Raw genomic sequence first — 14952 nt, 5'->3', positions numbered from 1 at the left:
TAGATCAAGACGAACAAAGCGTGACGGTCGTTACGGGTGATTTCTTCACTAAAAGACGAAGGCTACATTTGTGCGGTGGGCCCTCACCTGTAGTCAGGTTCATGGAGATCCCTCTACGTTCTAAAGCGAAACTGCCGATTGATCAACCTGGTTATGGTGAATTTGCTCAAGTTGGGCACGGCACAGCTAGCCATACAGCTAAGCCTTACTGTCAAGAGTTGAAGTTGCGATCGCAAAATCGCATTTGTTCCGGATAGCCATAGCGATTTGCTGAAAAAACAAAGTAGGCTGGATGCAGTTTTGCCCACCTGTATTCGCTATATCCCCCTTATCTTGTTATGATTCGTTCGTTTTGGTTTCGCCCGTTTTGCGATCGCACTCCCCTCGCTGCGACCGTCAAGTCACCTCAAGCATGGCTACGCCGACAATTTAGATTGTTAGTTGGTGGCCTGTGCTTAACTTTACCGCTCTGGACAGTGCCAGCAGCAGCGCAGTTTGTACCGCCTGATGCGGGTTTACCGGGACGACGAGCCAGCGGCGGCACCCGTGGCGGCTGTGCCGTAGGTCGCCCATCAAACCTAATTGCCTTACTGCCCGATAGCAACGTGGGACAAACCACCCAGGCATTTCCGACCTTTCGCTGGTATGTACCCCAGTCCAACGCTGAGGCCATGCGTTTTCAACTTTACGCGGCTGATCCCAATCGAACGGATTCCGAGGGCATGCTGATCTACGAAACCGTACAGCCTGCACCGACTGAAGGCGGTATGGTCAGCCTAACGCTGCCGCAAACCGGGGAAGCACAACCGCTGATCATGGGACGCACCTATCGCTGGTCAGTCGATCTGATCTGTAATGTCGAAAATCCGGCGGGCAACCTGAACATCATGGGCTGGGTGCAGCGGATGATGCTGGATTCTGAAGTTGCCGCTGAACTGGCCGATGCGGATCTAGAAGAACGAATCGAAATCTACGGCACCAACGGCCTTTGGTTTGACTATCTAGATGCGATCGCAGCTCTACCGCCCAGTGAACAGGAAGAAGCCGATGCGCTCTGGCTCAGCACGTTGTCAACAATTGGTTTAGATGAGCTAGCCAGTTTATACAGTGATACTTCTCAGTGATCCCATAACCTCACATCTTGCACTCAAACCCGAAGAGGTGATTTTGCCGCCGCGTCGCGGCGGCAAAATCACCCTTCTGGGTCTTTGGTTTGCAAGGTGCAAGATGTGAGATAACCCAAACACACCTAACCCAGCGAAACATCCAGCACCATCATCACTACAAAGCCCGTCATCAGACCTGCCGTAGCTGCCTGTTCATAGCCCAAGCGGTTTGATTCTGGAATAATCTCGTCACTGATCACAAACAGCATTGCGCCAGCGGCGAAGCCCATTGCCCAAGGAAGAATCGGCTGCGCCACGGAAACCGCTGCGGCCCCGATCAGTCCGCCTATAGGTTCCACGAGCCCAGTCGCGAGGCTAATGCCCAGAGCGCTCAAGCGAGAATAGCGTTCCGTAATGAGAGATAGGGCAACGACCAGCCCCTCTGGTATGTTTTGCAGACCGATGCCCGTTGCCAACGCGATGCCGTTGGACACATCCCCCCCACCGAAACCGACTCCGACCGCTAAGCCTTCCGGAAAGTTGTGAATGGTAATCGCGATGATAAACAGCCAGACGCGCCGTAGGTTTTGAATGTTGGAACCTTCCGGCCCCTTAATAAAGTGTTCGTGGGGAAAGTAGCGATTGCTCAGCCAGAGAAAAACGCCACCTAGGATCACGCCTGCTGCCACAATTAGGGCGGATAGTAGCTCGTTGCCCGTGCCTTCAACTGCGGCTTCCACACCGGGAACGATTAGCGAAAAGGCCGATGCCGCCAGCATGACGCCCGCACCAAAGCCGAGCATGATGCCCTGTACATTCTTAGAAATTTGCCGCAGAAATAAGATAGGCAGTGAGCCAACGCCAGTTCCTAGACCTGCGACGAAACTAGCGAGTAGTCCCAGCCAGATGATGGAATTTGATTCCACGATTTAAATCTCAAGTTAAGTTCACAATTGATTTCGATGATTGATTCCAAATTTAGTGAGACCATTCGCTAGACCAATTGTAAATGCGGCCTCGCCAGTTTTTCGGCGTCTGTAGGGATGAAAGATAGATCCGAATTACCGCTAGCGGATCAGCCAAAGGTGAGAGCCAGAATGCCCATGCACCTTTTGCTTCAGTGAAATCATAGGAAGGTGCGATCGCAGCTAGTAGCGCAAATCGAATCAGGCACAAAATCCCGTTACTCAGACCAACGGCCAGCACAGGTAAGCTCTCATAGCCCGACGCATAGAGGCCAGTAAATATAGGCGTGAGAATCCACGGTAATCCCTGAACCGCTGTGAGAAAACCCAAATCGCCCCACTTTTGACCGACGGAACAGGCATCTTTCAAATCTAGCGAGCGGCCCCATTCGCGCCAGGTTTCCGCCATCCCTTCATACATCCGCACCTGAATCAGCTTGGCTCCATCCCAGAACCCGACCTTGGCACCATTGGCCGCCGCATAGCGAGCCAGCGTCACGTCATCACAGAAGGACTGGCGAGCGCTGCTGTAGCCTCCCAGACTTGCCAATACAGAGCGCCGACAGAGGAAACACTGGCCATTGGCCATCACTCGCTCAGCCGTACCCTCACCTGCCCCAGACGGCCCAAAGCGATAGACCAGCGTCATCAATAGCGCGGGCTGAAGCCAGCATTCTCCGGCGGTTTTCAAAATGAATTGGGGAGAAAGTGAGACTAAATCGTAACCAGCGGACTCGGCAGCAGTGATTAGACCTGCGATTAAGCCTGGCTTGGGTTTCGTATCGGCATCAATCCCCAGCACCCATTGACTCTGCTCACTGCCGTGCAAAAAGCCCGTATGCAGCGCCCAGGGACGACCCACCCAATTGGCAGGCAGGGGATCATCCTCAATCAGCCGAAATCGGGGATCGCGTCGCTGCTGCTGCTTGACTAAATCTTGCGTACCATCCTGAGAGCGGCTGTCTACGACGATCACCTCTCGCAGTTCATAGCTCTGCTGGCTGAGGCCGTCTAGACAAGGCTGAATCCGCTCCACTTCATTCAGCGTTGGCACTACGACGCTGACCTGACCGAGTAAACCTGGATGAGGAGGTTGGGGAGATATCGGCGCTTTGCGCTTTGGCCCTTGTAATAAACGCGACAGTAAAACTGCGATCGCAGGTACTTGCAGCACCAGAATCACAAGTGCGATCGCATTAATCCCGAATTCAAATCCTGCCAAACCTGCGCCTACCCAAATTCTTCAGATTAACCGTGCCTCTGTAGGGTGGGCAGTGCCACCCCATCCAACCAATGATGTCTAACCGATGCCATTTATTTCAAAACACCGACTGTTGTTGTGGTTACTTCAGAACCTAGTTCTTGCGGAGCCGTACCCATCACAGGTGCCTCAGCCAGTGATGGCGCAACGGCAACTTTAGGTGTCAAATACCAGCAAACAACGGCAGGAACCGCACCCAATACCAGTCCCAAAAGTACCGGAGTAATGATGCCACCCGCCAAACTCATGATCATGGCGAAGGCAAAGTTGCTCAGATAAATCACCAAGGGCAGCGTTAATTGCGTTTGAGTAAAGGCAAAGACCCGCTTGCGCCACAACAGTGCGGCAATGGTCATAAAGGTTGCACCTGTGCCGAGCCAGCCGGCAAAGTTCTGATAGGGCATACCAAAAAATGCCCCTTCCTGATGCCAGTACCAGAACGGCATCCCTGTTTGGCTCATGGCTGGATCCAGCACAAAGTCCCAAGAGGTGAGCAGCAGGGCACCCAACCCAATACAGATCAACTGACGACCAACGCCCATTGGAATGGTGACACCGTTGCTCACGCGCGCGAGACCGCCCCGTGCCAGCAGGTAAGCGGAAAGGCCCAAGTAAAACCAGGAGAGGGGAATGGTGAAGGGGACAAGTCCAGCAATCTTGTAGCCTAATCCGCTCAGATAGCTGTAGTCGCCAAAGGGGAAGCCCGTGCTGGTTCCCAATAGTTCACTACCCAGTGAAATCAAAATCGCTGGAATCATGAACGCCAGCCAGATTTTCGTGCCCAAATTGCGATAGGCATAGATGGCAACTGCGATCGCACCCAGCAGAATGTAGGACACGCCACCACCCGCCATACTCCAGCTAAACATCGTATGTCCGGCTGGGACGTGATCTAAAAACTCTGGATGGGGCACCACCAACAGCAGACCTGCGAGGCCAAATGCCATCGACACAATATGCCCAATTAGACAATACCGTTCTGCAACTATCAACCGATTCATGACTGAATTCTCCCCAACTGCCACTCGCAGCAATATCGCTTAGATTTCTTTTGCTACTCAGATTTCTCTACATCGTGCCGCAACTTATAAGTTTTGTAAACTTTGAGCTTGTTTGGATTTGAAGTGCGATCGCACCTCCGAACTACATACCCTCGCAAAATCCGGGCAAAAAATCATTCCGACCGAGCCATTTTTCGATAGTCTCTTAAAGGAATCGTGCATGGTAGTTCTCGAATGAGGCAACTTGAGGATATAAGACTATGGCATTAATCGGCATTGGCATTGGCATTCTAGTGCTCCTGGTGATTCTAGGGCTAGTGCTGTTTGAGCTTCAGTATCGCCGACGTCAGGGAAATGCCTTGGCGCTGACCTCTGGCGACTGGAACATTGAGGCTTACGAGCCAGATTACTACCGCATATTGGGGGATTTAGAGTTTCAAAACCTGACCCGTAAGTTAGAGATTATGGTACCCGAGGTACATGCCGAAGCAACTCTGCTATCCGGCAGTTCTTTAACTCAGACGACGCATACCGCGCGCCTCCGTCCCAATCATCCCGATATGTCGTCTCGGCCCGATGACTACTGGTTTGCATACATTGTCAAAGGCGCAAAAACGACCCATCTTGAAATCGAAATCGAGATCAGTGGCCCAGAGCTGCGGAACCTCAAAGCCCTCTGGGTGAGAATTGAATACGTCACTTACGGTCCGCAAGGACGAATTCCCAAACGCAAACACGTGGTGGTGCCGCTGAAATTTCCCACCGTTGATCCCAATCAGGCTGCTTGGCGTCCCACGGCTGATGCAGATATCTTGCCCATTCCCACCCATTTATTGACGCACCTCGACACTCCAGTTGAAATTGTAAAGCGCTACGTCGCACCCTATGCTCAACCGGGCGATATCGTCACGCTGGGAGAAACTCCAGTTGCTATCATGCAGGGGCGCTGGCGGCATCCGACAGACGTTAAACCGGGTTGGCTGGCGCGACACATTTGCTATTACTTTTTACCTACGTCCAGTTTGGCAACCGCCTGTGGGATGCAAACGCTGGTGGATCAAGTCGGTGCGTGGCGGGTGGCCTTTGCATTTATCGGCGGCAGCTTAATGCGCCTATTCTTTAGATATAGAGGCGGTTTCTATCAGCTAGCAGGGGAACAAGCCCGCCTAATTGATGATGTCACGGGAACTCTTCCCCCTATGATCAATTCATCGTACTGGGTCCAGATAATCCACAGCAGGTTGTTGACCAAATCCGAGCCGAAACAGGTCTCGCGGCTGCGATCGTAGACGTGAACGACTTAAAAGCGGTTAAGATATTGGCAGCAACGTCTGACGTATCCCTTCCCTTACTGGAACGGGCTTTGATTGACAATCCAGCGGGTAATGCAGATGAGCAAACGCCACTCGTTTTAATTCGCCCCGCTGTTGCGCCAACTCTGACCAAGTAGCAAGGGTCTTTCATAGAAGGGTACTTTGGGTGTCTGGCTCGTCCGTTGTATTTAGGTTGGACTCCAATGGCCTTAGCAACCTCCCAAAACACTTCCTTTGTTATTCGTCCAGTTCAGTACAAAGATCTGGACGAACTTGAGTCGTTCTTTGAGAAAGAAGAGGACGGTAGCGTTGCCAACCAGCTCTATCCGGATATGCCGACCCACCAGCGATTTGAGCAAATGCGGCGGTGGTATGTACCGCTGAAGTTCCTCAGCCTGATGCCGCGCCCGATCAAGCAATTGTTCTATACATATGTGGTGGTTCAGAGCAACCAGCTCTGCGGGTTAATCCAGGTTTCTCCCTTCAACCGCACCCGCAGCACGTGGCGAGTAGATCAAGTGGCAGTTGATTCCACCAAGTTAAACGGGTCGGGTGATGAACAGCTCAAATTGGCATCGGATGCTGGCTCATTGCTGCTGCGGCACTGCTTTGAGTCCTTTTGGGAAGCTCGGACTTGGCTGCTAGAAGTTAGCGTCAACGACAAAGATTCGCTGGCTCTCTATCGGCAAAACGGATTCCAACCCCTAGCCCATCTGACCTATTGGGCGCTCAAACCCGAGCAGCTCAAGACTCTCGCTGAGCAGGAACCGACTCTACCTAATCTGCTGCCAGTGAGTAACGCCGATGCTCAATTGCTATATCAACTCGACACCGCTTCCATGCCGCCACTGGTACGGCAGGTTTTTGACCATCAAATCCAAGATTTTAAGACGGGATTGCTCAGTTCCTGCATCGACACGATGCGCCACTGGCTCAATCGCACTGAAGTAGTCAGCGGTTATGTGTTTGAGTCACAGCGCAAGGCTGCTATCGGCTATTTCCGAGTGGAATGCTGTCGCGATGGCAGTCGCGCCCATCGAGCCAAACTAACGGTACATCCGGCTTATACCTGGCTGTATCCAGAACTGGTTTCTCAAATGGCGCGGATTGTCCAAACCTTTCCTGAGCAGACCCTGCATTTGTCGTCTTCGGATTATCAGCCAGAGCGAGAAGAGTACCTAACGCGGATTGAGGCTAGCCCGATTGAGCAAACGCTAATGATGTCTCGTTCGGTGTGGCACAAGCTGCGGGAATCGAAGCCTGTTTCGTTGGATGCGCTTCAGCTATCGGATATGCTGCAAGGATTACAGCCTTCACGCAAGCCTGTACCCGGTCGGATGTCTTGGCGGATGTCGCCGTCGTCCGAACCCTTGCTTCCGTATCACGAGTCAACCGCTCTGCCGGATACTGAAGTAGGTGGCAACGGCAACGGTAATGGTAGCGGAGGGCAAAATCGCGATCGCGATTCGGCCTCTGAACCCAATCGACCCAAACCGGGGCGAAATTTCCCTGATCTATCTCAGGATGGGTCGTCTGGTTAAACAAAAATATGGCAGCGTCGCGTGTTTCAGCATTGGGATTAGATATTGGCCGCAAGCGGGTCGGTGTCGCGGGCTGCGATGGCATGGGACTGATCGCGACAGGGTTGACGACGATTCAGCGCCGATCGTTTGATCATTTAGTTGAAGCACTCCAAGAACTGGTCAATGAGCGCCAGGTTCAATTGCTTGTGATCGGTATGCCTTACTCAATGGATGGCACGATCGGGCATCAGGCACGACAGATCCAGAAAGTCGCGGAACGATTATCCCAGGCGCTCAATTTGCCAATTGAGTATGTTGATGAGCGATTGACCTCCTATGAAGCGGAGCAACTGTTGCAGGCGGAACGGAGATCTCCTGCTCACCATAAAGCTTTAATTGACCGCAAAGCTGCCGCCATCATTTTGCAGCAGTGGCTTGACCAACGGTAGTGCCCAGCATTTAAACTCCATGTAGCAGTTAGGGTTTAAAGGTATGCTTTACCCGAACCTGCTCATAAACTGCTATAAGGATTGATGAGTAAGGTTGATCAAACAAAGGTTTAGCAAGCATGCACGACGACGATACAGATTTAGATATGCCGACGGTGGCGTTAACGGATGAAGCCGGTCGAGATTTGCCGTGCTATGTTGAGCGCAGTTTCGAGATCGACGGTGAAACTTATCTGCTGCTCATGCCAGTTCATGCCCCCATCGAGATATTTGCTTGGCAAGACGATGAAACGGGCGAAGAAGAATTCCTGGTTGATGTCGAAGAGGAAGAAATCGACAGCGTGTTCGAAACCGCGAAAGCTGTGCTGGCCGAACAGGATTTACGGCTATATCGGACAGCATTGACACTAACTGCAGCGGGTGATTTACCAGAGGTTGACGAAGACGAGGTGATTTCGCTTGATGTTGAAGAAGAAGACGAAGGTAAAGGTGAGGCTGACTTAGAGCAGTTTCAACAGCTGACCACGTTTTACTATCAGGACCAAGAGTATATCGCGTGCACGCCGCTTGATCCGCTGCTATTCTTTGCCCGGCTAGATGAAACTGGAAAGCCAAGGTTATTATCACCAACTGAGTTTCAGCAGATGCGACCACAACTCGAAGATCAGCTATTTGATGTACTAGATGATTAATTGAGGTTGGATTGATACTATTGCGGTTGGCATCAATCCGACAGGCTAACTTTGGGTTGTGCTAATAGTCCCCTACTCACGGCTAGCATTATGAAATCGCGTTTTAAAGGACTGTTATTTCTTCTCTTCGGAGCGGCTGTGCTAGGCGTTTGTGCCTGGCAAGGTTGGGCGTGGTGGAGTTGGGCCAGTGCCCCAGTCACGGCTGCCGAATCGGAGTCAAACAGTACAGCGGAAAGCCCGGCAGATGGCACTGAGGCGGAAATTCAGATTGAAATTCCGCCCGGTACACCGGGTCAGCAAATTGGAAAGAATTTGGAAACGACTGGTCTAATCCGTTCCGCAACAGCCTGGGATTTGTGGACACGCTGGCAACATCTTTCAAATCGGACAGGGGATTTTCAGGCTGGGGTTTATGAGCTGTCTCCCAATCAGTCAATGGAAGAAATTGCCAATCAGATCTGGCAAGGCGATGTACTGCAAACTAGCTTTACGGTACCAGAAGGCTGGTCGATCGATCAGATGGCTGAGTCCTTTGAGGAGCAGGGCTTTTTCTCAGCGGAGGAGTTTAAGGCAGCCACTCGTCAAATTCCTTACGATCAGTATCCTTGGCTGCCTGCCGATTTGCCCCATTTAGAGGGCTTTTTATATCCCGACACCTACCAGTTGGCCAGTGACGTGGTCTCACCGACCTCCTTTATTAATCAAATGCTCAGCCGGTTTGAGCAAGTCGCCTTACCGCTGTATCAAGAGGGCCAAGATCAAACTAGTTTGAGTCTGCTGGAATGGGTCACACTAGCCAGTATTGTTGAGAAAGAATCGGTCGTTGCCGATGAGCGATCCGTTATTGCTGGTGTGTTTACCAATCGCTTGCGCGAAGGAATGCGCTTAGAAGCCGATCCGACCGTTGAATATGCTCTAGGCATTCGCCAAACCGTTGAGCAGCCGCTGACCTTTGCCCAAGTGGAAACGCCTTCACCCTATAACACATACATGAATGCGGGTTTACCGCCAACTGCGATCGCAAGTCCCGGTTTAGCCAGTTTAGAAGCCACACTCTATCCCGCCGATACAAACTATCTCTTCTTCGTGGCTCGCTACGACGGCACGCATGTATTTAGCGAAACGCTAGAGGCACATCAAGCCGCTCAAAATGCCATTCGCGACGCGGTAGAGGCTCGTAGTCAATCGGGTGACAGTGCGGATAATTCGTAGGTCGGTAACAGGACATGTCGGTTTTCGACAAATCGCGAGTAAAGTTGTAGGCTCGGTGTAAGCTGATAGTTCAACTCGATAAATTGTGAAATGCGCGCACTGGCATGACCTGGGGGAAGTTATTACAGCCTGATCTCGTTCTGGGAGACAGTATTCTCAGCCTAACGGCGGAAACCATTCAGCGTAGCGGTTTAAATGGCCTGGTGCTTGATGTGGATGAAACTCTGGTGCCATTTAATTCATCCCAGATTACGGCTGAATTGAAAGATTGGTTAGCCGATCTGCGCCCTCATCTCAAGGGTATTTGGCTTGTTAGCAACAATTTGAGTCAGGTTCGGATTGGTCGGATTGCTCAAGCATTAGATCTGCCCTATATTCTTGGTGCCCGCAAGCCATCGCGGCGCAAGGTGCGCTTGGCTCTACAGGAGTTAGGTTTGCCGGTTGAGCAGGTTGGCATGGTGGGCGATCGCTTGTTTACGGACGTGCTAGTTGGCAATCGGTTAGGCATGTATACCATTTTGGTCGAGCCAATGGTTGACCCAACCCAAATGCCCCGCAAGTACCTGATTCGTAATACTGAGGTGTGGCTGTCTCAGAAATTAGGCGTCACGCTGTCTCACGATAACGTGAGGCGAGAGGCGTAAGCGTATTTCTGCCCCTCAGTCTTCAGCACTCAGCACTGAATTCGTCCATAGCGCTCGTTTTCTATAGGGCTGGTATTAGGATTCCCAATATAGTAGACATTTGGCCGGATCACGCAACGGTATAAGATGAAAAGCAGTGATCGCTGGGAGGATAGCCGGATGAGAGTTTTAGTTATGGGTGGTACTCGCTTTATTGGTGTGTACCTCACTCGGATCTTGGTTGAGCAAGGCCATGAGGTTGTTTTACTCAATCGTGGCAACAAGCCTGCTCCAGTCGAGGGCATCCAGCAAATTCATTGCGATCGCCAAGATGCAGCACAGCTTAAAGATAATCTATCCGGCCAATCATTTGATGCCATTTTTGACAACAACGGGCGAGAACTGAGCGACACAAAGCCTTTGGTTGAACTGTTCGGCGATCGGGTACAGCATTTTGTCTATGTTAGTTCTGCGGGTGTGTATCTCAAGACCGACCAGTTACCCCATCGGGAAGCCGATGCCGTCGATCCGAACAGTCGCCACAAAGGAAAATTCGAGACTGAAACATACTTAGCGGAACAGAAGATCCCCTTCACCTCTGTTCGTCCGGTTTACATCTACGGCCCACAGAATTACAACGATGTCGAAGCCTGGTTCTTTGACCGGGTTGTCCGAGATCGCACTGTGCCCATTCCCGGCAACGGTATGCACATCACTCAGCTCGGCCATGTGCAGGATTTAGCCCAAGCAATGGCAGCTGTACTCGGTAATTCTCAAGCTATTGGACAGATTTACAATATCTCTGGCGATCGCTACGTGACCTTTGATGGTTTAGCAAAGGCATGTGCGATCGCAGCCGGAAAAGATCCCGCTGCGCTGAAACTGGTTCACTACGATCCGAAGCAGTTTGATTTTGGCAAGCGCAAAGCATTTCCAATGCGAGTACAACACTTTTTTGCCGATATTTACAAAGCTCAAACCGAACTCAATTGGCAACCCCAGTTTGATCTCGTTTCAGGCTTAAAGGATTCTTTCCAGAACGACTATCTTTCATCTGGCCGAGATCAAGCTGAGGTTGACTTCTCCCTAGACGAACAAATTCTCGGTGCCTAAGAAACAAGTAGTGCTTGACTGGCTGCAACCTCAGCATTGATTGGTAAATCAATCACAAACTCAGCGCCTTTGCCAGGGTGAGACTGGCACGTCAACTGCCCCCCATGTCGCTCAACCACAATTTGACGGCTAATCGACAGTCCTAAACCAGTACCCTGATTTACTTTTTTAGTAGTAAATAGAGGCTCAAATAAGCGATCGCGAATGGTATCTGCCATCCCAGGGCCGTTATCGATAATGCGAATTGTGGCGCAATTACCGCCAGCATACTCTGTGCTAATGCAAATAGTGGGCTCTAAAGACTTAGAACTAATCGGTAAGATATGAGTTGAATTGGTATTGGTGACAACTTGATTAGATTGACTACCTTCATCTAATGCATCAATTGCATTAGATAAAAGATTCATAAAAACCTGATTAATCTGCCCCGGATAACACGTTATTTCGGGCAGATTTCCGTAATTCCGAACGACGCTAATAGCCTGCCGATACTCATTTTCTTTTAATCGATGTTTCAAAATCAGCAGTGTACTATCCAATCCCTGATGAATATTAACAGGCATCAAACACTTTGTATCCGAGCGAGAAAAATTGCGCAGGGACATCGATATTTCCCGAATGCGCTCTGTCCCAAGTTGCATAGAAGCTAAAAGCTTTGCTAAATCATCCAAAGCAAAATCAAGATCAATATCTTCTGCAAATCGGGAGATTTCAATACTTGGATTCGGATAATTTTGTTGATAAAGGCGAATAACCTGCGCGATATCCGCCACATATTCCATGGCCGGTTCTAAATTATTGGCAATAAAACCAATTGGATTGTTAATTTCATGGGCGACTCCTGCAACCAGTTCACCCAGTGTTGATAGCTTTTCTTTTTGGACAAGCTGTACCTGCGTTTGCTGTAGCTGATGAAGCGCAGTAGATAATTCTGCTGTTCTATTTGCAACTCGTACTTCTAATTCATGATTAAGTAATTGCAGCTGTGCCTCAGCCTGCTCTCGATGCTGAATTTCTTGTCGCAACAGTTCATTTTGACAGGCAAGGGTTTGAGTTAACGTTTGAATCTTTAAATGAATTTTAATCCGAGCAATGACCTCTTCTTGCTGGAAAGGTTTGGTAATATAATCAACTGCGCCTAAAGATAAACCTTTAATTTTGTTTTCAATATCTGATAAAGCCGTCATAAAAATAACTGGAATAGCACTGGTTGTTGGATCGGCTTTAAGGCGACGACAAGTTTCAAAGCCATCGATACCAGGCATCATGACATCTAGCAGAATGAGAGACGGTCGTTCGTAACCTATCTGCTTAAGAGCATTCTCACCACTCGTAGCAACGGCAATAGAATAACCTGTGCTACTAATTGACTTAGAGAGAACCTCAAGATTAGTAGGATTATCATCCACGATTAGAATAAGATCACATACGGTATCAACCATGCTATCCACCAAACTTTATGTTTATTTTCATTCATCAGAATATCTTTCAGCAGGGATACACTTAAAAATTGCTTCACGGCACTATTTCGGATCAACATTGAGATAATCCCTCAACAAATCTTGAATCCTTTCTAGTTTAAAGTTCCGAGTTAACATACGAATTTGACTGGCAAATGCGGCCAGTTCTTGATTTTCCAATCTTAGCTCTTCAACTCTCTGCTCTAAATTCAGTATGCGACCTTTTTGAGCATATTCATAAAGCTGAATAAGTTCTTCATGAGATGGAATTAAAACATCCTCTCCAATACTAAAAACATCAGAACAAGGATGATCTGCTTGACCTATTAGTGCTGGATTTTCGGTTTCATAGATCCATTTAATGTTTAGATATTTTTCTAGCGTATCAAATAGTTCTTCCGCCTGAATAGGCTTAGCCAAGAAGGCTTTTGCACCTGCTTTCATACTTTTATATTGTTCTGAATTAAAAACGCTTGCAGAAGAAATAATGACAGGTATATCTTTTAATACATCAGTTTGTTGAAGTGCTTTTAACAACTCATATCCACCCATAACTGGCATAGCTAAATCAGTAATAATTAAATGAGGAAGAAAATGCTCTGCTTTTTCTAAAGCCTCTTGACCATCTTCAGCCTCTGTAATCTTGAATCCGAGTGGTTCCAGGAGTTTTCGAATGACAACTCGGTTTTCCCACCGATCATCAACGAGCAAGATAGGTATCTCAGATCCTTCAAAGCCAGTAACCCTGCCTAACTTCGATGTGATTTTTGACTGTTCATCCCATGCCTCAACTTCATAAAAGTCAACGTCAAACCAAAACGTACTACCTTGCCCTAGCTGACTCCTAACATTCAATGAACCACCCATCATTTGAACAAACGTTTGACTAATAGAAAGCCCTAGACCAGTCCCCTCAGATTGCTTCTTAACGTTGCCAACCTGCTCAAATGGCAAGAAGATTTTTTGCACTTGTTCATCGGTCATACCGACGCCAGTATCCTGCACCTCAAAGCGAATTCTTAACGTATTTGAGTCTTTCAATATATCGCTTTGATCTGTAGATTTATTTACAGCCGCTATTTCTGGATTCAATTGAGATGGACTATTGGCACATTGAGCAACGGAATCGATAACTTGTACGCTAAATACGACAGAGCCATACTCTGTAAACTTAATTGCATTACTGATGAGATTAATCAGGATCTGCCTGAGTCGTTTTTCGTCGGATAAAATACCAGTTGGCAGATTTGGATCAGACCGATAAGTGAAATCGATCTGTTTCTGCTGAGCTCTGATCTGACAAACTTCGTATACACCCTGAAGAAAAGATGGAAAATGAATATGAGTTGGATGTAGCTCCATCTTTCGAGCTTCAATTTTTGCAAGATCTAAAATATCGTTAATCAACGTTAACAGATGCGATCCACACTGATAGATAATATTCAATCCTAGTTCCAACTTATTTTGTGTCAGCGTTCCTGAGCAATGGTCTTCTGCCATTCAACGATGAGGCAATCAGCCAATTGCGAACCCAGTTGTCGTGATAGCGGAAGCCGTTGAGTTGCTCAAAGGGGCATAAGCACCCGCCCATTGCTTTGCGAGTCTTGCGACAAAAGGGATGGAAGTTCCAGAGTAAGGCCATCGAGCGCACCGACTGTTCCGCCGAGTCCCAGAATCCATGAAAATCTTGCATGGCATACAAGATGCGGTCAAGATAGTTCATCGGACGGTCAACCTGATTGCTGGTGCGATAGGCGTCAGGGAAGTCAAAGGCGCGTTGGAAGACGTGAGATTTGTCGTTGAGGCGTCGCAAGCGAGCGTCAATGGCCTGGGGCAACGCGTGGGTGTTCACCCACTCCAGCAACCGACGCAACCGTTGAGCAAAGTGACGTTTGCTCTGGCCCCGATACAGATGCCAAAGCTTGTCGGCTAGTTGCTGACCCAGGACTGGTTTAGAGCGGCACCCATCGCGAATTTTAATCACCTCATGCAGGAAGCACAGAATCCAGACCAGGCCAGGGAATAGCTCCTCCCAAGCGGCTCGGGTGGCCTCCCAACCATCAGTCGTCACCGTCTCGGGCGCATAGTCGGGAACATGATGGGCAGCTTCCTGCTGGAATACCCCATAGGCTGCGGTTAATCCATCCTGACCCGCATTGGCACTGAGACTGGCTCCCAGGACGCACCCTTGCGCCGCTGTCACTGCCAGATAGACTCGCTGCCCGTGCCAATCA

16 protein-coding genes are annotated in these 14952 nt (G+C 49.4%); 10 read left to right on the top strand and 6 right to left on the bottom strand.

Translation table 11 applies throughout. The annotated features are described in order from the left end of the window. Window positions 1-101 precede the first annotated feature (101 nt). Complete coding sequence (locus AC286M_RS12230; RefSeq protein ID WP_488204664.1) at window positions 102-257, top strand: hypothetical protein; 156 nt, start codon at window positions 102-104, stop codon at window positions 255-257. A gap of 81 nt (window positions 258-338) precedes the next feature. Then, window positions 339-1124, top strand: coding sequence for a DUF928 domain-containing protein (locus tag AC286M_RS12225; protein WP_488204663.1), 786 nt, complete (start codon window positions 339-341; stop codon window positions 1122-1124). 125 nt (window positions 1125-1249) lie between these two features. On the opposite strand, the gene AC286M_RS12220 is transcribed toward AC286M_RS12225, so the two are convergent. The 3 genes from AC286M_RS12220 to cruF all read right to left on the bottom strand — a co-directional run bounded on the left by AC286M_RS12220 (window position 1250) and on the right by cruF (window position 4333). Continuing rightward, window positions 1250-2032 carry a ZIP family metal transporter gene (locus AC286M_RS12220; RefSeq protein ID WP_488204662.1) on the bottom strand — a complete coding sequence of 261 codons (783 nt, stop codon included), beginning with the start codon at window positions 2030-2032 and terminating at the stop codon, window positions 1250-1252. A gap of 52 nt (window positions 2033-2084) precedes the next feature. Further along, window positions 2085-3293 carry a 2'-O-glycosyltransferase CruG gene (gene cruG, locus AC286M_RS12215; RefSeq protein ID WP_488204661.1) on the bottom strand — a complete coding sequence of 403 codons (1209 nt, stop codon included), beginning with the start codon at window positions 3291-3293 and terminating at the stop codon, window positions 2085-2087. Window positions 3294-3385: 92 nt separating this feature from the next. Beyond that, window positions 3386-4333 (bottom strand): gamma-carotene 1'-hydroxylase CruF, encoded by a 948-nt coding sequence (gene cruF, locus AC286M_RS12210; protein WP_488204660.1) that lies wholly within the window; start codon window positions 4331-4333, stop codon window positions 3386-3388. Between the two features lie 260 nt (window positions 4334-4593). On the opposite strand from cruF, the gene AC286M_RS12205 reads away from it, so the two are divergent. The 8 genes from AC286M_RS12205 (at window position 4594) to AC286M_RS12170 (ending at window position 11258) form a co-directional block, all read left to right on the top strand. Next, window positions 4594-5622: a F420-0:Gamma-glutamyl ligase gene (locus AC286M_RS12205; protein ID WP_488204659.1), complete on the top strand. Its 1029-nt coding sequence runs from the start codon at window positions 4594-4596 to the stop codon at window positions 5620-5622. A gap of 29 nt (window positions 5623-5651) precedes the next feature. Continuing rightward, window positions 5652-5783 carry a hypothetical protein gene (locus AC286M_RS12200; protein WP_488204658.1) on the top strand — a complete coding sequence of 44 codons (132 nt, stop codon included), beginning with the start codon at window positions 5652-5654 and terminating at the stop codon, window positions 5781-5783. Between the two features lie 66 nt (window positions 5784-5849). Further along, window positions 5850-7187: a GNAT family N-acetyltransferase gene (locus tag AC286M_RS12195; RefSeq protein WP_488204657.1), complete on the top strand. Its 1338-nt coding sequence runs from the start codon at window positions 5850-5852 to the stop codon at window positions 7185-7187. Window positions 7188-7195: 8 nt separating this feature from the next. Further along, entirely contained in the window at window positions 7196-7618 is a 423-nt protein-coding gene (gene ruvX / locus AC286M_RS12190; protein ID WP_488204656.1) for a Holliday junction resolvase RuvX, read from the top strand. A 119-nt stretch (window positions 7619-7737) separates the two neighbouring features. Further along, complete coding sequence (locus tag AC286M_RS12185) at window positions 7738-8310, top strand: DUF3727 domain-containing protein (RefSeq protein ID WP_488204655.1); 573 nt, start codon at window positions 7738-7740, stop codon at window positions 8308-8310. A gap of 90 nt (window positions 8311-8400) precedes the next feature. Continuing rightward, window positions 8401-9522 carry an endolytic transglycosylase MltG gene (mltG, locus tag AC286M_RS12180; RefSeq protein WP_488204654.1) on the top strand — a complete coding sequence of 374 codons (1122 nt, stop codon included), beginning with the start codon at window positions 8401-8403 and terminating at the stop codon, window positions 9520-9522. Window positions 9523-9626: 104 nt separating this feature from the next. Next, window positions 9627-10166: a YqeG family HAD IIIA-type phosphatase gene (locus tag AC286M_RS12175; protein WP_488204653.1), complete on the top strand. Its 540-nt coding sequence runs from the start codon at window positions 9627-9629 to the stop codon at window positions 10164-10166. 159 nt (window positions 10167-10325) lie between these two features. Then, window positions 10326-11258, top strand: a complete 933-nt coding sequence (locus tag AC286M_RS12170) for an NAD-dependent epimerase/dehydratase family protein (protein WP_488204652.1) — start codon at window positions 10326-10328, stop codon at window positions 11256-11258. Here the strand turns inward: AC286M_RS12170 and AC286M_RS12165 are convergent. From AC286M_RS12165 to AC286M_RS12155, 3 genes are all read right to left on the bottom strand, one after another. Next, the gene (locus tag AC286M_RS12165) at window positions 11255-12700 is read right to left on the bottom strand and encodes a hybrid sensor histidine kinase/response regulator (RefSeq protein ID WP_488204651.1); all 1446 of its coding nucleotides are present in this window, start codon (window positions 12698-12700) and stop codon (window positions 11255-11257) included. The two genes, AC286M_RS12170 and AC286M_RS12165, sit on opposite strands and share 4 nt — an antisense overlap. Before the next feature lie 81 nt (window positions 12701-12781). Next, window positions 12782-14218 (bottom strand): ATP-binding protein, encoded by a 1437-nt coding sequence (locus AC286M_RS12160; RefSeq protein ID WP_488204650.1) that lies wholly within the window; start codon window positions 14216-14218, stop codon window positions 12782-12784. Further along, window positions 14178-14921: a hypothetical protein gene (locus AC286M_RS12155; protein ID WP_488202632.1), complete on the bottom strand. Its 744-nt coding sequence runs from the start codon at window positions 14919-14921 to the stop codon at window positions 14178-14180. The genes AC286M_RS12160 and AC286M_RS12155 overlap by 41 nt, the downstream gene beginning before the upstream one ends. Between the last annotated feature and the right edge of the window lie 31 nt (window positions 14922-14952).

Source organism: Thainema salinarum CENA647 (assembly GCF_057732415.1).
The sequence above is the reverse complement of the archived record's forward strand: the minus strand, read 5'-3'. Positions and strand labels throughout refer to the sequence as shown.